Annotated in this window: 19 protein-coding genes; 11 read left to right on the top strand and 8 right to left on the bottom strand. The window is 37.2% G+C overall.

Annotation, left to right across the window (positions count from 1 at the left end):
* The first annotated feature begins 287 nt into the window (after positions 1–287).
* The 3 genes from AC012T_RS19825 (at position 288) to ggt (ending at position 5,447) form a co-directional block, all read left to right on the top strand.
* Positions 288–2,066: a sensor histidine kinase gene (locus AC012T_RS19825; RefSeq protein WP_487060442.1), complete on the top strand. Its 1,779-nt coding sequence runs from the start codon at positions 288–290 to the stop codon at positions 2,064–2,066.
* 358 nt (positions 2,067–2,424) lie between these two features.
* The gene (locus AC012T_RS19820; RefSeq protein ID WP_487060441.1) at positions 2,425–3,645 is read left to right on the top strand and encodes a sensor histidine kinase; all 1,221 of its coding nucleotides are present in this window, start codon (positions 2,425–2,427) and stop codon (positions 3,643–3,645) included.
* A 74-nt stretch (positions 3,646–3,719) separates the two neighbouring features.
* Positions 3,720–5,447, top strand: coding sequence for a gamma-glutamyltransferase (gene ggt, locus AC012T_RS19815; protein ID WP_487060440.1), 1,728 nt, complete (start codon positions 3,720–3,722; stop codon positions 5,445–5,447).
* Here ggt and AC012T_RS19810 read toward each other — a convergent pair.
* The 4 genes from AC012T_RS19810 to AC012T_RS19795 all read right to left on the bottom strand — a co-directional run bounded on the left by AC012T_RS19810 (position 5,444) and on the right by AC012T_RS19795 (position 8,059).
* The gene (locus AC012T_RS19810; RefSeq protein WP_438892934.1) at positions 5,444–5,701 is read right to left on the bottom strand and encodes a hypothetical protein; all 258 of its coding nucleotides are present in this window, start codon (positions 5,699–5,701) and stop codon (positions 5,444–5,446) included. The genes ggt and AC012T_RS19810 overlap by 4 nt on opposite strands.
* A gap of 505 nt (positions 5,702–6,206) precedes the next feature.
* On the bottom strand, positions 6,207–7,232 hold the full coding sequence (locus AC012T_RS19805) for a tRNA dihydrouridine synthase (RefSeq protein ID WP_487060439.1): 1,026 nt from the start codon (positions 7,230–7,232) through the stop codon (positions 6,207–6,209).
* Between the two features lie 232 nt (positions 7,233–7,464).
* Positions 7,465–7,785, bottom strand: a complete 321-nt coding sequence (locus AC012T_RS19800) for a Txe/YoeB family addiction module toxin (RefSeq protein ID WP_487060438.1) — start codon at positions 7,783–7,785, stop codon at positions 7,465–7,467.
* Positions 7,778–8,059, bottom strand: coding sequence for a type II toxin-antitoxin system Phd/YefM family antitoxin (locus tag AC012T_RS19795; RefSeq protein WP_487060437.1), 282 nt, complete (start codon positions 8,057–8,059; stop codon positions 7,778–7,780). Before AC012T_RS19795 ends, AC012T_RS19800 begins: the two co-directional genes overlap by 8 nt.
* Positions 8,060–8,233: 174 nt before the next feature.
* On the opposite strand from AC012T_RS19795, the gene AC012T_RS19790 reads away from it, so the two are divergent.
* Together AC012T_RS19790 and AC012T_RS19785 are read left to right on the top strand one after the other, a co-directional pair.
* Positions 8,234–8,356, top strand: coding sequence for a hypothetical protein (locus tag AC012T_RS19790; RefSeq protein ID WP_487060436.1), 123 nt, complete (start codon positions 8,234–8,236; stop codon positions 8,354–8,356).
* A gap of 32 nt (positions 8,357–8,388) precedes the next feature.
* A complete protein-coding gene (locus tag AC012T_RS19785) occupies positions 8,389–8,667 on the top strand; it encodes a hypothetical protein (RefSeq protein WP_487060435.1) in 279 nt (92 codons plus the stop codon).
* Between the two features lie 292 nt (positions 8,668–8,959).
* Here the strand turns inward: AC012T_RS19785 and AC012T_RS19780 are convergent, their stop codons facing one another.
* Complete coding sequence (locus tag AC012T_RS19780; protein ID WP_487060434.1) at positions 8,960–9,853, bottom strand: DUF1963 domain-containing protein; 894 nt, start codon at positions 9,851–9,853, stop codon at positions 8,960–8,962.
* Between the two features lie 181 nt (positions 9,854–10,034).
* Between AC012T_RS19780 and AC012T_RS19775 the strand changes: the two genes are divergently transcribed.
* The 4 genes from AC012T_RS19775 to AC012T_RS19760 all read left to right on the top strand — a co-directional run bounded on the left by AC012T_RS19775 (position 10,035) and on the right by AC012T_RS19760 (position 13,277).
* The gene (locus tag AC012T_RS19775) at positions 10,035–10,160 is read left to right on the top strand and encodes a hypothetical protein (protein ID WP_487060433.1); all 126 of its coding nucleotides are present in this window, start codon (positions 10,035–10,037) and stop codon (positions 10,158–10,160) included.
* Between the two features lie 21 nt (positions 10,161–10,181).
* Positions 10,182–10,376 (top strand): heavy-metal-associated domain-containing protein, encoded by a 195-nt coding sequence (locus AC012T_RS19770; RefSeq protein ID WP_015215134.1) that lies wholly within the window; start codon positions 10,182–10,184, stop codon positions 10,374–10,376.
* A 390-nt stretch (positions 10,377–10,766) separates the two neighbouring features.
* Positions 10,767–13,049 (top strand): heavy metal translocating P-type ATPase, encoded by a 2,283-nt coding sequence (locus AC012T_RS19765; RefSeq protein WP_487060432.1) that lies wholly within the window; start codon positions 10,767–10,769, stop codon positions 13,047–13,049.
* Positions 13,050–13,277 (top strand): hypothetical protein, encoded by a 228-nt coding sequence (locus AC012T_RS19760; protein WP_487060431.1) that lies wholly within the window; start codon positions 13,050–13,052, stop codon positions 13,275–13,277. It abuts the gene before it with no gap.
* A gap of 305 nt (positions 13,278–13,582) precedes the next feature.
* On the opposite strand, the gene AC012T_RS19755 is transcribed toward AC012T_RS19760, so the two are convergent.
* The 3 genes from AC012T_RS19755 to AC012T_RS19745 form a co-directional block, all read right to left on the bottom strand.
* Positions 13,583–14,482, bottom strand: a complete 900-nt coding sequence (locus AC012T_RS19755; RefSeq protein WP_487060430.1) for a phytanoyl-CoA dioxygenase family protein — start codon at positions 14,480–14,482, stop codon at positions 13,583–13,585.
* A 27-nt stretch (positions 14,483–14,509) separates the two neighbouring features.
* Complete coding sequence (locus AC012T_RS19750) at positions 14,510–14,644, bottom strand: hypothetical protein (RefSeq protein ID WP_487060429.1); 135 nt, start codon at positions 14,642–14,644, stop codon at positions 14,510–14,512.
* Between the two features lie 178 nt (positions 14,645–14,822).
* On the bottom strand, positions 14,823–15,254 hold the full coding sequence (locus AC012T_RS19745; RefSeq protein ID WP_487060428.1) for a heavy metal-responsive transcriptional regulator: 432 nt from the start codon (positions 15,252–15,254) through the stop codon (positions 14,823–14,825).
* A gap of 177 nt (positions 15,255–15,431) precedes the next feature.
* Between AC012T_RS19745 and AC012T_RS19740 the strand changes: the two genes are divergently transcribed.
* Positions 15,432–16,556, top strand: coding sequence for an aromatic ring-hydroxylating dioxygenase subunit alpha (locus AC012T_RS19740; protein WP_487060427.1), 1,125 nt, complete (start codon positions 15,432–15,434; stop codon positions 16,554–16,556).
* An 848-nt stretch (positions 16,557–17,404) separates the two neighbouring features.
* The gene (locus tag AC012T_RS19735; RefSeq protein ID WP_487060426.1) at positions 17,405–17,776 is read left to right on the top strand and encodes a hypothetical protein; all 372 of its coding nucleotides are present in this window, start codon (positions 17,405–17,407) and stop codon (positions 17,774–17,776) included.
* Positions 17,777–17,883 lie beyond the last annotated feature (107 nt).

The following is a 17,883-nucleotide window of genomic DNA, read 5'->3' as shown; positions in this document are numbered from 1 at the left end:
ACAATATTAAACATCTGTTGAAATTTAGATATGCTTCTTCCAGAACCCTTGTAGAACTGAAAATCCCTACAAAATATCTTCTTCGTAACTAGAATACTTTACACAAGTTTTTCACATTCTGTCTCTATATTTTGAATATACTTCTCAAGAAAGTGCAAAATTTGGCCATTTCAAAATTCCCTCCTGAAATTTCCCTCCCATAAGTCTTTCAACTACTTGAGAAAGGATATATAAAAGTAGACACCCTTGGTTTATAAATCAGAAAATTTCTCTAGGAGATATCTATCATGCATGACTTAAAACAATTTACTTTAAGAGATATGTCAGAATGCGGTTTAGCTCTGCGTCATTTAGGCAGCGAAGCTAACAGCATAGAAGAGGCAAGCAATTCTATTATTCAATATCTATATGATAATTTAATTGATAAACATTCTGGTGAAAGATCCTGTGCGCTTATCCGGTTTTTCAAAACTCAATCCTACGGAGAACTCACACCAGAATTACAAGAATATACACATGGAATGTTAGATGACCATTTACCAGAAGATAACCTCAAATGTTTAATATTATTGGCAACTATTGGGCAACTACCAGAATGGAACTCACGACATCAATCTGAAAAACATAAAGTAATTCCCCTATTAAGTGAAGAGATGATCGCTCGCATACCTATGATTTTTCAACTTATCCAGCAACTAGGACTAAATCTTGGCACTGTAATACGACCAGATCCGAATTTATTAACTGATTTAGAACAGCGAATGTATAACGTCTTTTATATTCCTGATGCTTTGGATAGTCCTTATATTCCTTCACAAACATCATTTGTAATTCCATATAATATCAAATCTGTAGTTGGCTTTGGAGGATTATTACCTTCAGGCAACATATTTGCAATTCTCATGTTTTTGAAAGTTGAAGTTCCCCGGATAAGTGTCGATTTGTTGCGTCCGTTAGCACTAAACGTCAAAATGGCAATACTACCTTTTGAGAATGACAGAATTTTCATGAGTCATGAGCAATCTCGTGTTAGTGATAAAACGGTCACGACAACAGATAATAAAACCTTTGAATATCTCAATTCACAAATAGCGACACTAACTCAGTTATTAGATGTATCAGAACAATCTACGATTAGTCAATCAGATCGTCTTGAACAAATAAACACCTACCTTCAGGAAACTTTGCAACAACTTCAATCAACTCAAATTCAAATAGTCCATAACGAAAAAATGTCTAGCTTAGGACAACTCGTTGCTGGTATTGCCCATGAAATTAATAACCCTGTTAATTTTCTTCATGGTAATCTTCAATATGCTATGGACTATACCAATTTAATAGTACAAATTATTCAAAAATATCAAGATTATTATCCAGAGCCTCCCCAGGAAATTCAAAAATTAATTCAAGACAATGAATTAGACTTTCTGACTAAAGACCTAGCTAAACTTTTAAATTCCATGATGATAGGAACAAAACGAATTGCTGAGATAGTTAAATCGCTGCGAAATTTCTCTCGTTTGGATGAAGCAGAAATGAAAGAAGTTTATATTCATGAAGGTATTGATAGTACTTTAATGCTTTTAGAACATCGCCTACGAGCTAGAGATGATAAATATCCCAAAATTCAAGTTATTAAAGAATATAATCAATTACCTTTAATAGAGTGCTGTCCTGGTCAAATTAATCAAGTTTTTATGAATATCCTGACTAATGCCATTGATGCCTTACAAGATGGTAGTAAATCATGGTTCATAAATAATAATCAACTAAAACAACCCAATCATCTATTACCGACTATTCACATTCGCACTGAGGTGATTGATCAAGAATGGGTAGCAATCAGTATTGCTGATAATGGTTGTGGGATGAATAAAAAAGTGTGTACAAGATTATTTGAACCTTTTTTTACTACTAAGTCGGTGGGTAAAGGTACAGGCTTAGGTCTATCAATCAGTTATCAGATTATAGTCGAAAAACATAGTGGACAACTTAGTTGTATTTCTGATCCAGGAGAAGGAACAGAATTTATAATTAAGATTCCTATAAAGGCTAAAAATCATTGAGTTCGATGTCAATAAAAAGTATCAAAGTGATTAATGACAACTTATACAGCAGAATTTAGGAGTTAGGAGTAAAACTGTCTTTGTGTATAGGTTTCAACTTAGATTTTGTACCTCCTAACTAAGCAAACTGCTGGACATTCAAAAAGTGTTACTGATTGAGTAATCAGCAAGTTATTAAATATTTTTTAATTGCTCATTAACAGTTTCAATTAAAAAGCATTTTTCGAGAATTAATTTTTCCTCAGTAGACTAACTTAACTATTAATTATTGAGAATATAGTCTCTGTGCATAAAAGTCTCTAACTCTTTCTTGAACTGATTTTTAATTAATTTTATTAAATCTAATTTGGTTAATGCTATGTTAAGTTCTTCAATTTTTCTATTTTTTATTGTCACCCTAGTTACTCTAGGGGCTTGGATAATGGGATTATCAATTTTCAAAACTAAAAAAATTCTCAAATTATTTAAAACAGAACCAGAACAACTAAGTTGGCAAATCATGTTTTTATTAATGATTTTTTTTCTGGGTGGTTATTTGTTATGCATTTATTTAACAATTGCAAGGCTGATTGAATGGATACCATTGCTCACTGGTCTAGTTTTCTTTTTCGGATCATTATTCGTTTTTTTTAGCGTTACTATTTATTATTATACATTGCAACGACTGTTTTTAATCCAGGAAAAATACCGCACAGCAAAAGAAAATGCTGAGTCAGCTTTATTTAAATTACAAGAAAATCAGCAAACTCAAATGCAATTGATTCAACGCGAAACTATGTTAGGGTTGGGAAAAATGGTTGCAGGGGTTGCCCATGAAATTAATAATCCCATGAGTTTTATTCATGGCAATTTAGAATGTCTTCGTCAGTATACTCATGATTTACTCAATCTTCTAGCAACTTATGCTTCTGTATATCCAAATCCAGATCTCAAAATTGTCAATGCTCTTGCTAACTGTGACCTAACGTTTATAGAGAGCGACTTGCCAAAGCTCTTGCAATCAATGCACGTTGGCACACTTCGTATTAGGGAGATTGTACAATCGCTTGCTAATTTCTCACGTTTGAACGAAGCTGACTATAAAAAAGTTGATATCCACCAAGGTATTGATAGTACACTCGTCATTTTGCAGCATCGACTTAACTGTTATGGGAGTAATAGTAAACCTATTTCAGTGATTAAAGAGTACGGGAAAATTCCTCGGATTTTTTGTAATCCTCGCTTTTTAAATCAGGTATTCCTCAATTTAATTAATAATGCCATTGATGCCTTGATTAAAAAAGCAGCTACTTGCGGTCAAACTCCAGATGAAACACCAACTATTTGGATTAAAACATTTCACTCTCAGGACAATGAAATCGCTATCTCAATTGCTGATAATGGTTGTGGCATGAGTGAAGAGATTTGCCAGAGTATTTTTCAACCTTTTTTTACTACTAAGCCTGTTGGTGAAGGAACTGGTTTAGGTTTGTCTATTAGCCATCAAATTATCGTTGAGCAACATGGTGGTTCTATCAAATGTACTTCTAAGCCAAACCAGGGAACTAAAATTGATATTAGATTTACTATAAATAATTGATATAAAAGGAATTGCAGACGAATTCATATAATTCTGAATTTTTAATAAATCTTTTCAAATTACTTACCGAAAAAATGCCCATTATCGCCAAAACCCAACGCCTAATTTTCTCCTTAATCTCGCTGAGTGCTATCCTCACCTGCCAAGCAGCATCTGCTACTATCACCGTACCCCTACGCAGTAAAAAAGGAATGGTAGTTTCTGCCAACCCTCTAGCCAGTGAAGCGGGACTTTTAATGTTAAAAAAAGGTGGAAATGCGATTGATGCAGCAGTAGCTACAACTTTTGCTATTTCTGTAGTTGAACCTTTTTCTGCGGGGATTGGTGGGGGTGGATTTTTACTTTTGCATTCTGAAAAAACAGGGGAAATTAAAGCTTTAGATTTTCGGGAACGCGCACCTATCAAAGCTACAAGAAATATGTATTTAGATGCAAATGGTAAAGTGCGTCCTGGTGCGAGTACAGATGGTTATTTAGCGGTAGCAACACCGGGAACTGTGGCGGGTATGTATGAAGTGCATCGTCGTTATGGTAAGTTACCTTGGCTAGAAGTTGTTAAACCTGCGATCGCACTCGCTCAAAATGGTTTTATCATTAGCGATAGGCTTTCTTGGCGTTCTCTGTCAGCTTTTGCTGAACGCAAACAGGCAATACTGAAAAACCCAGCCGCGCAAAACATCTTCACTCGCAACGGTAAATATTACCAACCAGGGGAAAAATTAATCCAGAGTGACTTAGCCAAAACATTAGCAGCCATTTCCCAAAATCCCCAAAATTTCTACACCGGGAAAATTGCCCAAACTATCGCTGCTGATATGGCGCAAAATGGCGGTTTAGTCACCCTTGCAGATTTAAAAGCCTATAAAGCAATTTGGCGAAATCCTGTATGTGGGAACTTCCGCCAAGCTAAAATTTGTTCTATGCCACCACCATCATCCGGTGGTGTGCATCTATTGCAAATGTTGAACATTATCGGTGACACAGACTTAAAATCTTTAGGATGGCATCATGCCGACGCTATACACTTAATGGTAGAGGCAATGAAGATTGCTTATAGCGATCGCTCAAAATATTTAGGAGATCCTGATTTTGTCAAAGTTCCTGTCCAGCAACTAATCAGTCCCGCATACGCCCAAAAGCGCCGCCAAGAAATTAACATGGACACGGCAACACCATCAACAGAAGTCAACCCAGGACTCAAAACATCAAAATCCAAAGAATCAACAGAAACCAGTCATCTTAACGTTGTTGACGCAGACAGAAACGCCGTTAGTTTAACCTTCACCATTAACTTAGGCTTTGGTGCTGGGATTGTCACACCAGGAACAGGAATAGTTTTGAACAACGAAATGGATGATTTTGCAGCCGCACCAGGAGTACCAAACGCCTTTGGTTTAGTGGGTAACGAAGCTAATAGCATTGCACCCCGCAAAACTCCCCTTTCTAGCATGACACCCACCATAGTTACCGAAAACAATCGCTTGCGTTTAGCAGTGGGAACTCCTGGAGGTAGCACCATCATTACCCAAGTATTGCAAATTATCTTGAATGTGTTGGCATACAAAATGGATGTGGGTGCAGCAGTTTCTGTGCCACGCATACATCACCAGTGGCTACCGGATGAGTTACGCGTCGAGTCTTGGGGTTTGGATGCTTTAACCCGGCAAGACTTACGCCGTCGCGGACACAAGATTAGAGAAACTGCACCTTGGGGAAATGCCAATGCGATCGCAGTTACAGAAGATGGTACTCTAGAAGGAGCAGCTGATCCCCGTGGTGATGGCTACCCCAGAGGCTATTAATTTTCAACTGTTGACTCTGTATAGGTGCTGCTGAACTCGTTAGCCCGTGCGCTATGAACTAAAGTCCAACCCGCTTTTAACAGTTTTTGATAAGTTGCCCAACCTTTAGAACCACCGGGTATTTGATAATCTGGTACTGAAAATTGAGGAAAAGCTGTGTAAGGCCGCCAAGGTTGTCCAAGTGAAGTCTGCAAATGCAATATTTTTTCTCCATCACTACCAGACTTAGATAACCAGCACATTTGTCGATGCATGGTAAACTCCTTTGCGTTTAACTTGTTTCGCATAATGACAGGTTTTTGGTCATACCTGCCTCAATCGTGTGAGGTAACTTAATTTTTTCAAAGATGAGATTATATAGCCTTTCCCACTCTAGTTAGATACAAAATTACCCCTCCCCAACCCTCCTCTTACCAAGGGGAGGGTGCGCGACAGCGCGGGTGGGGTGTGTATTTTATGAGCTTGGGAATTGCTATAAGACTATGTAGTTTTACTACTTACTATTGGTTGCAGAAAAATTACTGTTGAAGATAGGCTCCTATATGCGGTAATCCGCAAGATATGAAGATTAACATTGAACAAAAAGGGTTGTCCTAAATGTTTTCTTCTAGTGCAATATTTTTTAATATTAACTACGGTTTATACGATTGTATGTAGCATTAACTACGATTTCTGTAAATAGTGATAAATTCAGGTATTTATTTATCTAATCAATCTAAAAACAACGGCAAATGAATGGACTCTGAAGATACTTCAAAATCAGCGAATGGACGGGAAAAAGGGTTCTAGGGCTAAAGTTTTTGTTCCTTCAGTCAGGAGAATGCGATCGCACAGATCAAACAGTTCTACCTCAGTCTGTACCCGTCGCATTAGCCGCAGGAAATGACCTTCAGCGTCAACACTCAAGGCAATGTAGTTGAGGAACATTTTCAGATAACCTACCCGCGCCCGTTCTGGTATAGTTGACACTATGGGAGTTTGCCATAAACGATCAATATACTTGCGTACCTCTACTAAAGAAACAGGCGTGATCTCTTCTCCTTGCAAAGCCTGGCGAATTTGATTAAAAAGCCAAGGATTTCCGATCGCCCAGCGTCCCACCATCACACCCGCAGCACCCGTTAGAGAAAGCACTTCTAGAGCAGTTTTTGCCGAGTTGATATTGCCATTAGCCAGCACGGGACAATCAACCCGTCTCACCGCTTCCGCAATCAAATCATATTTAACTTCCCCGTGGTACATATCTTTCACCGTGCGACCATGCAAACTCAGCAAATCAATGTTGTGGCGATTGATGATATCTAAAATTTCATAAAAGTTATCTGTATTCTCAAAACCCACGCGCATCTTTACAGTTAAAGGTTTATCATTCACCGCAGCACGTAGTTCTCCCAAAATCTGATCTACTTTTTCCGGTTCTCGCAGCAATCCACCCCCAACATTTTTGCGATAGATTCTCGGTGCTGGACAGCCCATATTCAAGTCTACTCCCGCGATATTATAGCCGCAGAGTTCCTTTGCTGTTCTCACCAAATCAGGAATGCTTTCGCCAATCATTTGAGCAAAAACGGGGCGACCAGTATCGTTTTCGGTGATTGCTGCCAAAATGTTACGATTGAGCCGTGAGGTATCATTGACGCGGAAATACTCGGTAAAGAAGTAGTCAGGACTGCCGTAATGGGCAATGACCTTCATAAACCAGAGGTTTGTCACATCCTGCATGGGCGCAAGAGCGGTGAATGGTAGATCTAGCTGAAGCGATGGGGGGAGCGATACCTGGGACATAGAAAAGTTGATAAAAAAATCAGTAATTCATAGGATTCAGGACTTACGCAAAACAGAATGGAAGTAGGGGTAATTCATGAATTACCCCTACGCAAAAAAGTCCAATCTTGTGTAAGTCCTAGAATTTAAGGACAATTCACGGAGTAATTAACCGCAGAGGCACAGAGTACACAGAGAAATTAGAGTTTGAGAGATATTTTGCGTAGGTGTTGAAGAATTTTGTCTTTTGATTTTAATCTAATTCATAATGATAACGAGCCTGTAAAAAATAAACTTTATTCTCTGTGACTTTATAAACTAAACGATGTTCTAAATCTATTCGTCGTGACCAAGTATCAGGAGCAATATATTTAAGAGGTTTAGGTTTACCTAAGCCTGTAAACGGTTGACCATCAAGAATATCTGCTACTAAATCTAGTATTTTATCCCCTTTTTTATCATGATTATACCACCAAGCTAAATCTACTTTAAAATCAGGACTGAAAACAGGAAAATAACCAGATAATTCTTTTTCTTCATTATGAGCATCTGGCTTTTTTTTCTTACTACTCAATTCCTAACTCCTCTTTTAATTCAGCCACTGTTTGAGGAGTTTCTACTGTTGTTTCAGCCCATTCTAAAGCCCTAAATAAACGTTTAGCATTTTCAGGTGATCTTAATAAATAAACACACTCTAATAAACTCGAAAGTTCATCTTCGGCAATTAATGCCACATTTTTATCATTACGACGTTTAATTACTATAATTTCCCGTTGTTCACACACCTGATCTAAGATAGTTGCTAAATTCAACCTTGCTTGAGAGTAAGTGGTTTCTTTGTTTAACATTCTCTTTTTTCAGAAGCTGTACAACTATATTCTACAATAACGAGTTTCGCATACCAAGAATTTTTTTAGCTGCTCAATTAGCTCTTTCATTTCTACTGGAAGATTTAGATAATGCTCAAAAGTATTAAAAAACTCGACAAAAAGTAAAGCTCCATAAAATCTACCAAAATCTGCATGATATCTATTATTATTGGCATTGAACCGGGTATCCTGGCTGTACCCCGGATGTATGCTTATTTCATCCCTAGTGTAAAATTATTATATCTTGCACTGATGAAACTTTCTAAGCTTGGTTAGCATAGCAAAAATTGCCTCAAGTTCTAATCTTTATGCTAAAACTTATACTTCAAGTCCGAACACATGATAATCTGCTAGATTTACTTGCTGCGTCAGAATCTGGGGATTGGGTTGTTGCGAAGGATCAAACTCAAAAAATCACCCATGTTCAAGTTGTAAACTGGGCAGGTACACAAATGATTGAAGGTGTATTTGACCGCAATAATAGTTATCGAACAGAAGACGGCAGACTTGTTATAAAGTTTTTAGATGGTCATATTATAAATTGCAGCATTCAGTTTAAGGGTCAAAACCCTGTTTCCTATCCGTAGTTACACGCTCAAGGAAGGTGCTAGAGCTGAAGTAGGGGTAATTCATGAATTACCCCTACGCAAGAATCAGGTTTTGAGATCAATCTTGCGTAAGTCCTAATAGAGATATAGGAATAATATTTGATTTTTGGCGTTGGTGAATGAAAGTATGAATTTGTCTCACGCAGAGGAGCCAGTGTGTTGCGCGGGTTTCCCGCGTTGTAGCAACTGGCGTAGCGCAAAGAGTAAGAATTTGAGAAATGGAATTTTTGATTTTCATACCTCAAATATGGCTATCAGCAACGCCCAATTTTTAAGTGAACATGATCCGACATTCAACTTTACTAAAGTCCCGATTTCTTAAATCAGCATCTTCAATAAAAAAGTAAAAGTATTCGCCATTACACGATGTTTGCCCAAGTTCTAGCAACAATCGACCCTTTACGCCTTCCGTGGCTGCTCCAACGTCAAAACAAGACGTATCTGCAAATCCTCCCAGTTTGTCGCCAGAGCAATCTTCGCTGCACTCTAGACTAAATTTTTTATATAGGTCTGCTAGTGCTTCCGGCGGCTGAATCTCTTCATAGCGAGGATGCCAAAACAATTCCTGTGCAACTGAAAACTCTAAGGCGTAAATTTCTGAATAGTCGCGGAGAGTATCTTCATTTTCGATAAAGCTAAAGTCGGTGACTAATTCATTGTCAACTTCCAAAACTTCGGGAAAATAGAGGACGCGACATACTTCTGGGCTGAGTTCAGACATTGCCGCATCATAACCCAGGTAAAATTGCAAAATTCCCTGCTGGGGAAAATCAAAGCCAGCAATTTGGGGTACATCTGCACAGTTGACTTGCATCAGCAACGGCATAATGTCTCCGGTAATGCGATCGCGTGGATGTTCATAGTCTTTCGGCAGATAGGGATTTCCACCAATTTTGCTTTGCCAAAGTTTTAGTGGATCTCCGGTGGAATCCTCCTCTAGCTGGCCAACCTCTTGGCTACTAATTTTGATATAAGGCCACAACTGTGACTCTATAAACGGCCGCAGTTCCTCAAATTCAGGGGGTAAATCGCGCAAAATTTGGGGAATATGGACTATATTTTCTGCATTCATCATTGTTTTTTGCGATCGCTCTAAATTTATAGACTCATCTGCATAAACTTTTTTTGGCTCTTTTCTGTCGCGCTTAGTTCCATCACTATTCATAGACAGAACCAAAAAGGTAAAGTTTTGTGTTTTTTACAAAAAATATCTAAAAAACTCTAGACTCTCTAGCCAACTAGAGGATTTAGGATGAATATACAAAGAACTCTGAGCCGAAAATTTAGTAACAGGAAAACACAAATTACTGATTTTTGGCAGAAATGCCGTAAACATTTCTGAGCAGATGATAACCGAGAAAGCTTCTGAAAATGCTACTCAGCCACAAATTCGTAACTTATCTCAAGCTATCATCAAAACGCCAATTGACCAAATTGAAAAATTACAGCAATTGTCTTCAGCTAAATCTTAATTTTTTCACTCATTTAAACCTATGACAATCAAACTTACAGTTCCGGGAATGGCTTGTTCAACTTGTGCAACCAATATTACCAACGCAGTTAAAGCTATAGATGCAAATGCTACTGTTGATGCTGATCCAAAAACCAAGCTTGTAAATGTAGACACCCAAGCATCAGAAACAGCAATTAAAGAAGCTTTAGTTACAGCTGGTTATCCTCCAGCTTAAACAGAATAGCAGGAGTTCGGAGTTCGGAGTTCGGAGTTCAGGATTAAGAATGTAGAAGGAATTATATGCGATTGACGGATGTAGAAGTGGGTTGAATACCCTCATTAATTCCGACGTAAGGATTCAGGATACAGAATGTTTGATATAGCAGGGAAGAGGGAACCAGGAACAGAAGAGAAAAATATTCTTATCTTTCTTGCTTTCTAACTCCTGACTCCTGACTCTTGACTCCTGAATTCTTACATAGGGAAGAGGAAACCAGGAACAGAAGAAAAAAAATATTCTTATCATTCTTTCTTTCTAACTCCTGACTCCTGACTCCTGACTCCTGAATTCTTACATTCCGACTCCTGACTCCTGAATTCTTAAGAATTATTTAAAGGTTGTAATATGGATAATCTCACACTTAAACTGCGGGGCATGAGTTGTGCCTCTTGTGCTAACAACGTTGAACAAGCAATACTTTCTGTTTCTGGTGTAATTGATTGCAATGTGAACTTTGGAGCCGAACAAGCAACTATTAATTACGATTCTAACCGTACTAATTTAGCAGAAGTTAAAGCTGCTATTGAAGCTGCGGGTTATTCGTCTTTTTCTCTAGAAGAACAACAAGATGAAAATGATGATACCCAAAAAGCAATTCAGTTAGCAGAACAACGAGAATTGAAACTTAAACTATGGATAGGAGGTATCGTTAGTATTTTTCTATTTGTGGGTTCTTTACCCATGATGACTGGATTAAAAATGCCTTTTATTCCCGGTTTTATTCATCATCCTTGGTTGCAATTAGTTTTAACTACACCTGTAGAATTTTGGTGTGGTGGGTCTTTTTTCCGTAATGGTTGGAAGTCTCTAAAACACCACACAGCAACGATGGATACATTAATTGCTTTGGGAACAGGTGCAGCTTATTTATATTCTTTATTTGTGACGCTTTTTCCTGGCTTTTTTATCGCCCAAGGTTTGCAACCTCATGTTTATTATGAAGTAGCAGCAATGGTGATAAGTTTAATTCTTTTGGGACGATTTTTGGAACATCGCGCTAGGGGACAAACTTCGGAAGCTATCCGCAAATTGATGGGACTACAAGCTAGAACTGCTAAAGTTATCCGAGATGGGATAGAAATGGATGTTCCTATTGGTGAGGTGAGAATTAATGATGAGATTTTAGTACGTCCTGGGGAAAAGATTCCTGTAGATGGGGAAATTATTGATGGTGTTTCAACAGTAGATGAGGCGATGGTGACAGGTGAAAGTGTCGCTGTGAAAAAACAACCAGGTGATGAGGTAATTGGAGCAACGATTAATAAAACTGGTAGTTTTAAGTTTAGAGCTACTAGGGTGGGTAAGGATACTTTTTTAGCGCAAATTGTCAAGTTGGTGCAAGAAGCACAAGGTTCAAAAGCACCAATTCAGCGGTTAGCAGACCAGGTAACGGGGTGGTTTGTGCCGGCTGTAATTGCGATCGCTATTTTTACTTTTGTCATCTGGTTTAATTTTATGGGTAACTTTACCCTATCTATCATCACAATGGTAGGTGTGTTAATTATCGCTTGTCCTTGTGCTTTGGGTTTAGCTACCCCTACTTCTGTCATGGTAGGAACTGGGAAAGGTGCAGAAAATGGCATCTTAATTAAAGGTGCTGATAGTTTAGAATTAGCACACAAAATTAAAACTATTGTTCTTGATAAAACAGGAACCTTAACTCAAGGGAAACCTACCGTTACAGATTTTATCACTGTTAAAGGTACAGCTAATCATCATGAATTGGAATTATTACAGTTAGCTGCAACTGTAGAAAGAAATTCTGAACATCCCCTAGCTGAAGCAGTAGTACAATATGCCAAATCCCAAGAAGTGAATTTAGCAAATGTTCAGGATTTTGTTGCCATAGCTGGTTGTGGAGTCCAGGGAATTGTTAATGATCATCTGGTGCAAATAGGGACAGAACGCTGGTTAACAGAATTGGGGATTAATGCAGCTTCTTTACAACAGTATCAAGTAGGTTGGGAATCTGGGGCTAAAACGGTAATTTTAATAGCTGTAGATGGGGAATTACAAGGAATAATGGGTATTGCTGATGCCCTCAAACCTTCCTCAAATGCTGCTGTGCAAGCATTACAGAAATTAGGCTTAGAAGTGGTAATGTTAACTGGAGACAATCGCTTAACTGCCGAAGCGATCGCACGTCAAGTTGGAATTACCCAAGTTTTTGCCCAAGTCCGTCCAGACCAAAAAGTGGTAATTGTCAAATCATTGCAAAACCGGGGACTGGGGAATAAAAGCCCAAACCCCAAGTCTAAAATCGTGGCTATGGTAGGGGATGGAATTAATGATGCACCAGCTTTAGCCCAAGCAGATGTAGGAATTGCCATTGGGACAGGTACAGATGTTGCGATCGCTGCTAGTGATATTACTTTAATTTCTGGAGACCTACAAGGCATTGTCACCGCAATTCAACTTAGTCGTGCCACCATCAACAATATCAAGCAAAATCTCTTCTTTGCTTTTATTTACAATATCATTGGTATTCCTGTTGCAGCTGGTATTCTCTACCCTATTTTTGGTTGGTTACTTAATCCCATTATCGCTGGTGCAGCGATGGCTCTTTCTTCCGTTTCTGTAGTCACCAATGCTTTAAGATTGCGTAACTTTCAACCAGGAATTAAGTAAATGTTGAACAAAAAAACGCTTTGGATCAGTCTTATTTGTTTAGTATTATTGACATCAAGTCCAGCATCAGCAGAAATGGCAAATTCTCACTCAGAGCAAATTAATCAATTTCATCAAATTGAACAACCTTTAAGCGTGAAAGTTGCTGTTACAGTCGCAGGTTTAGCTTTAATTAGCATAGAGTTATGGTGGTTTATCTTCAGCAAATCAAAATCACCATCAAATTAAAGTAATTATTGATAAAAGTTTGACTGCCCTCCATTATATTCCTATAGCCTTAGGAAACACCAGAAAATAAATTATTCAATCTTGTGGGATGGGCATCCTGCCAGTTCTTGATAATTTGCGGGCTTTTCGTCCTGCACCACAATAATTTTTTGTACATTGTCAGGACTTACGCAAAACAGAACGGAAGTAGGGGTAATTCATGAATTACCCCTACGCAAGAATCAGGTTTTGAGTTTAATCTTGCGTAAGTCCTAATTGTTTTATTTGGAAGTCCCTTATTTAGGGAAAATTGATCCTAACTAAAATCAAGAATATCTAATTTGTAGCAACAGCCGATTAGATGTTCTGGGGGGTTTAACTTTGTGAATACAGGAAGGATCTTGAACAAAACCAAATCCACTTTTGCCTGTAATCACTAACTCACTTTCTTTACCATAATAACCATACACCTCTTCATCAGATTGGCGATTAGGAGCCAATAACATCCTTAATGGCTTCTGCTTTTGGGAATTCTTAATCATGATATGTGGACCAGAATCTGCATCTACATCTGTAATGTAGAAATAGATAGTCATAAAGTTACAACCGGCAACATCATAATGAAAATTTGTGGGTGGATAAATTTTTTTAATCTCTGCCTCTGGTAACTCTGAAGCAAAACTCCAAGTTAGATGTTGCGTAATCAGCTTTGGCCAATATTTGAGATATTGCCTGACTATATTTAACAGTACAGGATCATGAACAATTTGCTTAATGGCATCACAATTCATCACATTACTTACCAACCCCCGCATCACATACCGTCCATTTTTTAAGCAACCATTTTTTACATCACATTCTAAAAACTCATCATCATGTTTTGGTTCAGTACAAAGTGTATTTATAGCAAATTTATAAATTTCTTCAACCATATAACGAGGTAGTTGCAATCCCAAAAAAATAGCCTGCTTCTCCATATCTGCCACAATTTCATTAACTGGAATATTCTGGAATATGGAATTTTCTAGTATTTCTAACCGTTTTTTGTACCCATTAGGGTAAAAATTTTGTATTTGGTTTTGAAAAATACTATACACCTTACGAAAACTATAGAATCTTCCTAGACGTTGCCAATAACTTATTCCTACTCTTTTATGAAAGTCTTTTGGTAAATTAGTATTGCTTACTGCACGGTTTTGTGATAATCTATTGAATAGTTTTGTCATATTCATCAAATGCCAAACTAATATTGATTAATCTTTTTCTATGGGACTGCCAAATAAAAAAATCCCTAATTCGTAGGGTGGGTTACGCTGCGCTAACCCACCATTATCCCTAAATTTATGGTGGGTTGAGGATTTTCTGATACCACGGGTTGATTTTTCCACAATTAGCAAGAGATTGCTATCTATCCCAGGGTAGTTGCCAACAGTTGGAAATGATATATTTTCGCATTCACTACCCACATAACTAAATCAAGCGCATCTTCATGAAAAAACGAGATGACGCTCAAAGTCTTGATTGAATGTACCTTAATACGACCTAAATCTGAGACTTTTTCAAAATTTAAATTGGATTTTTGTAATTATTTTGAATAATAGGACAAATAGTTTCCTGGGGTTGGCTTTCCATACTTTGCCAACCTGACAGTAACCCAGTTATTTCTGAACGCAAAGTTAACAATTGTTCAATTTGATTATCAATTTGTAATAGCTTTTCTTGCAACTTATCTTGAATTTCAACACAAGGGGGTTGTCCGTGGTCATAGATTTGTAGAATATCTCGAATTTCTTCCAAACTTAAACCCAAATGTTGCGCTCTTTTAATAAAAGCTAACCGAGTTAGTACATCTGCCGAAAACTGACGAAAGCCCCCTTCAGTACGCCCGGATGGTTTAATTAACCCCACGCTTTCGTAATAGCGAATTGTCCGAATTGAAATACCACTTAATTCTGTTACCTGACCAATTAAAAATTGTTTTTTATCCTGGGTTAACATAACAGATTCCCAAATTCTTGCTGTTATTATTATTACATAAATAAAAAAATATGCCTGGAAATTAAACTTTGAAAAATTATTTGCTTAAACGATTCTCCTAGTACTGAAAATAACTGTTTTGATCAGCTTGACATGATATCTCTAAATTAACCGCTTCACCGCAAGTGAAACCCTAAAATGAATGTCAACGCTGAGAACGTGAGCTACCCCCGGAAACTTAAAACTTTCAATAACCCAGAGCGTTTTATTGAAGGATGGTATTGGGTAATACCTTCTCGAAAGTTACGGGTTGGTGAAGTAAAACCTGTAACAATTTTGGGGAGAGAACTAGTTATTTATCGTGGTCAAGATAGACGAGCAGTTATATTTGATGCCTACTGTCCACACATGGGCGCTCATCTAGCTGAAGGTAAAGTTGAAGGTAATGAACTACGATGTTTTTTCCACCATTGGCAATATGACTCAGAAGGCTTCTGTGTTCATATTCCCTGTTTAGATGAGCCGCTTCCTGTTAAAGCAAAAGCTTGGCCTACCGCTGAAAAATATGGAATAGTTTGGGTGTGGACTGGAGAAACACCACAACAACCTTTACCATTTATTCCAGAGTTAGAAATTGATGATTGTGAAAGCACTTTTGGGGCGCATTTTATAACTAAATGTCACCCCAATGTGGTCATGATAAATGCTATTGATGCTCAACACTTCAATACAGTCCACAAGATGCTATCAGAATTTAATTTTGAGAAACAGGAACTGAATGAAAATGCTATTACCTTCAGTAACACTACACAAAATAGTCCAGATTCTTTTTTGATTAAACTGATCCGTCCCTTCTATAAAAATCCTGTTACTTACAGTCTATGTTATTGGTACGGTTCTACTGGGATGGTAACAGTGGGGCCCGAATTCCTTCATTTCTACATTATGTTTACTTTGCGTCTGATTGAAGGTGGAAAAGCTGAAGGACAGGCAATTTTTATTACTAAAAAAAGGCCGAGTATTTTTGGAAGGTTGTACAATAAATTCTTGCTGTGGCTGACGAAAATTTTAGCTCAGTACTTCATTGAGAATGACAGTAAAATTTTCGACACAATTCAGTTTAATTTAAAAACCCCTATCCAGGCTGATCAATCAATCACGCAATTTATCAACCACCTGGAAAGACAGAAACCTCTGAAGTGGGGAACGTGGAATTTAGAGCGATACCCTCGCTCAGATGAGTTATCACGTGATGGTGAGACACGAGATATAGACAAACGGGAAACCCGCGACAAATGGCATGATGAGCTAGTCAATGATTGAAAGATCAACTTTTTGGCAATAAAAATGAAGTGGCTTGGCCACTTCATCAATTCCCAGGTAGAACCTTTGGAATGAGTATAACGACTGTCAAAATTTAAAATCGTATAAATTAACACTAAATCTCTGGTTATGTGATACAAATTAGAAAAATTCTATAAATTAGGTACAAATAATATTTTATTTGATATGCTTAAGTGCATAATGTTTTAAAATAATTCGTAATTCATCAGCGGGAAGCTACGCGTAGACTTCGGCATCATCTCAGTCGAACGTCTAAACTCCGAACGAGAAAATAATCTGTGTAATTAATTCTGTCTGGGTACTTAACTGACAAATGATCAGAATATCCACACGATTTACACATTCCTGCTTCATTATGAAAATAATGAAGGCAATACGACTTCATAACTCGTATTTCTCACAAGTCCGGCAATCGCACTTTCCATAATCCTTAACTGAAATTTGTCTCGGTCATTTTTGATAGGTTATTTTGTAATTCAGCGTGAAAAAATGGAACTTAGATTTTATCCCTAGAGACTTTAGTTAAACATATCCAGAAAAAATTAAATTAATGATGAGGTTTTAAGTACTTGTACAAAATTAATTTCGCATTTTTAAGTCTGTATTGTTGATTAGATAAATCACAAATACAAATAAGATGTGAAGGTAATTTTTATTTACTACCCATGATTTTTACCAAAACTTAACCTTAAATATACTTAATGCTAAATTTTATGAGATAAAATTGTCCATGTTTAATAAACAGAGAAGGCTATAAAAGTGGCAAAATTAAAAAAATTATCCGCAGTACAATCAAAGTGCAAACGAAAAATTAGGAGTTATAAATCATGTGTATAGAACCAAATATCACTGACTTAATCACTCTTAAGCAAGAAATTCAAGGACTGAATTATTGGCTAACTGAAGATTTTTTTCCATATAATAAAGATTTGGAAGTTAGTCTTGGTGAAACTACTTTTATTTTAAACTATGTAGATTACAAAAATAAATTTGCAATTGCTAAAATCATCATTAAAGCTGCGAAGAAGGTAGAAATTACACCCCAAGAGTATTTACAACAATTGAATAATTATGGAAATATTCTCTCTAAACCTTTCTGTTTTTGGAAACAAGATCAATCAGGCAAATGGCAATATAAACTCACCAATAAGTTAACGGAATTTGAAACTTTCATACCTTTTTCTTTAGCGTATAGATAAATTCATATATTCCTTTGTCCAAATTATGCAATTTATTTTGCAACTTATTATACTGCAAACGGGTGAAATCTGGACTTATGTCATACTGAGCGTAACACAGAATCAAA

It is taken from the genome of Anabaena sp. EIM26, from assembly GCF_057568715.1.
The sequence above is the reverse complement of the archived record's forward strand: the minus strand, read 5'-3'. Positions and strand labels throughout refer to the sequence as shown.

Coding starts and splice junctions, on each gene's coding strand:
- AC012T_RS19825 (WP_487060442.1), top strand. CDS start 288: ATGCATGACTTAAAACAATTTACTTTAAGAGATATGTCAGAATGCGGT.
- AC012T_RS19820 (WP_487060441.1), top strand. CDS start 2,425: ATGTTAAGTTCTTCAATTTTTCTATTTTTTATTGTCACCCTAGTTACT.
- ggt (WP_487060440.1), top strand. CDS start 3,720: ATGCCCATTATCGCCAAAACCCAACGCCTAATTTTCTCCTTAATCTCG.
- AC012T_RS19810 (WP_438892934.1), bottom strand. CDS start 5,701: ATGCATCGACAAATGTGCTGGTTATCTAAGTCTGGTAGTGATGGAGAA.
- AC012T_RS19805 (WP_487060439.1), bottom strand. CDS start 7,232: ATGTCCCAGGTATCGCTCCCCCCATCGCTTCAGCTAGATCTACCATTC.
- AC012T_RS19795 (WP_487060437.1), bottom strand. CDS start 8,059: ATGTTAAACAAAGAAACCACTTACTCTCAAGCAAGGTTGAATTTAGCA.
- AC012T_RS19790 (WP_487060436.1), top strand. CDS start 8,234: ATGATATCTATTATTATTGGCATTGAACCGGGTATCCTGGCTGTACCC.
- AC012T_RS19785 (WP_487060435.1), top strand. CDS start 8,389: ATGCTAAAACTTATACTTCAAGTCCGAACACATGATAATCTGCTAGAT.
- AC012T_RS19780 (WP_487060434.1), bottom strand. CDS start 9,853: ATGAATAGTGATGGAACTAAGCGCGACAGAAAAGAGCCAAAAAAAGTT.
- AC012T_RS19775 (WP_487060433.1), top strand. CDS start 10,035: ATGATAACCGAGAAAGCTTCTGAAAATGCTACTCAGCCACAAATTCGT.
- AC012T_RS19770 (WP_015215134.1), top strand. CDS start 10,182: ATGACAATCAAACTTACAGTTCCGGGAATGGCTTGTTCAACTTGTGCA.
- AC012T_RS19765 (WP_487060432.1), top strand. CDS start 10,767: ATGGATAATCTCACACTTAAACTGCGGGGCATGAGTTGTGCCTCTTGT.
- AC012T_RS19760 (WP_487060431.1), top strand. CDS start 13,050: ATGTTGAACAAAAAAACGCTTTGGATCAGTCTTATTTGTTTAGTATTA.
- AC012T_RS19755 (WP_487060430.1), bottom strand. CDS start 14,482: ATGACAAAACTATTCAATAGATTATCACAAAACCGTGCAGTAAGCAAT.
- AC012T_RS19745 (WP_487060428.1), bottom strand. CDS start 15,254: ATGTTAACCCAGGATAAAAAACAATTTTTAATTGGTCAGGTAACAGAA.
- AC012T_RS19740 (WP_487060427.1), top strand. CDS start 15,432: ATGAATGTCAACGCTGAGAACGTGAGCTACCCCCGGAAACTTAAAACT.
- AC012T_RS19735 (WP_487060426.1), top strand. CDS start 17,405: ATGTGTATAGAACCAAATATCACTGACTTAATCACTCTTAAGCAAGAA.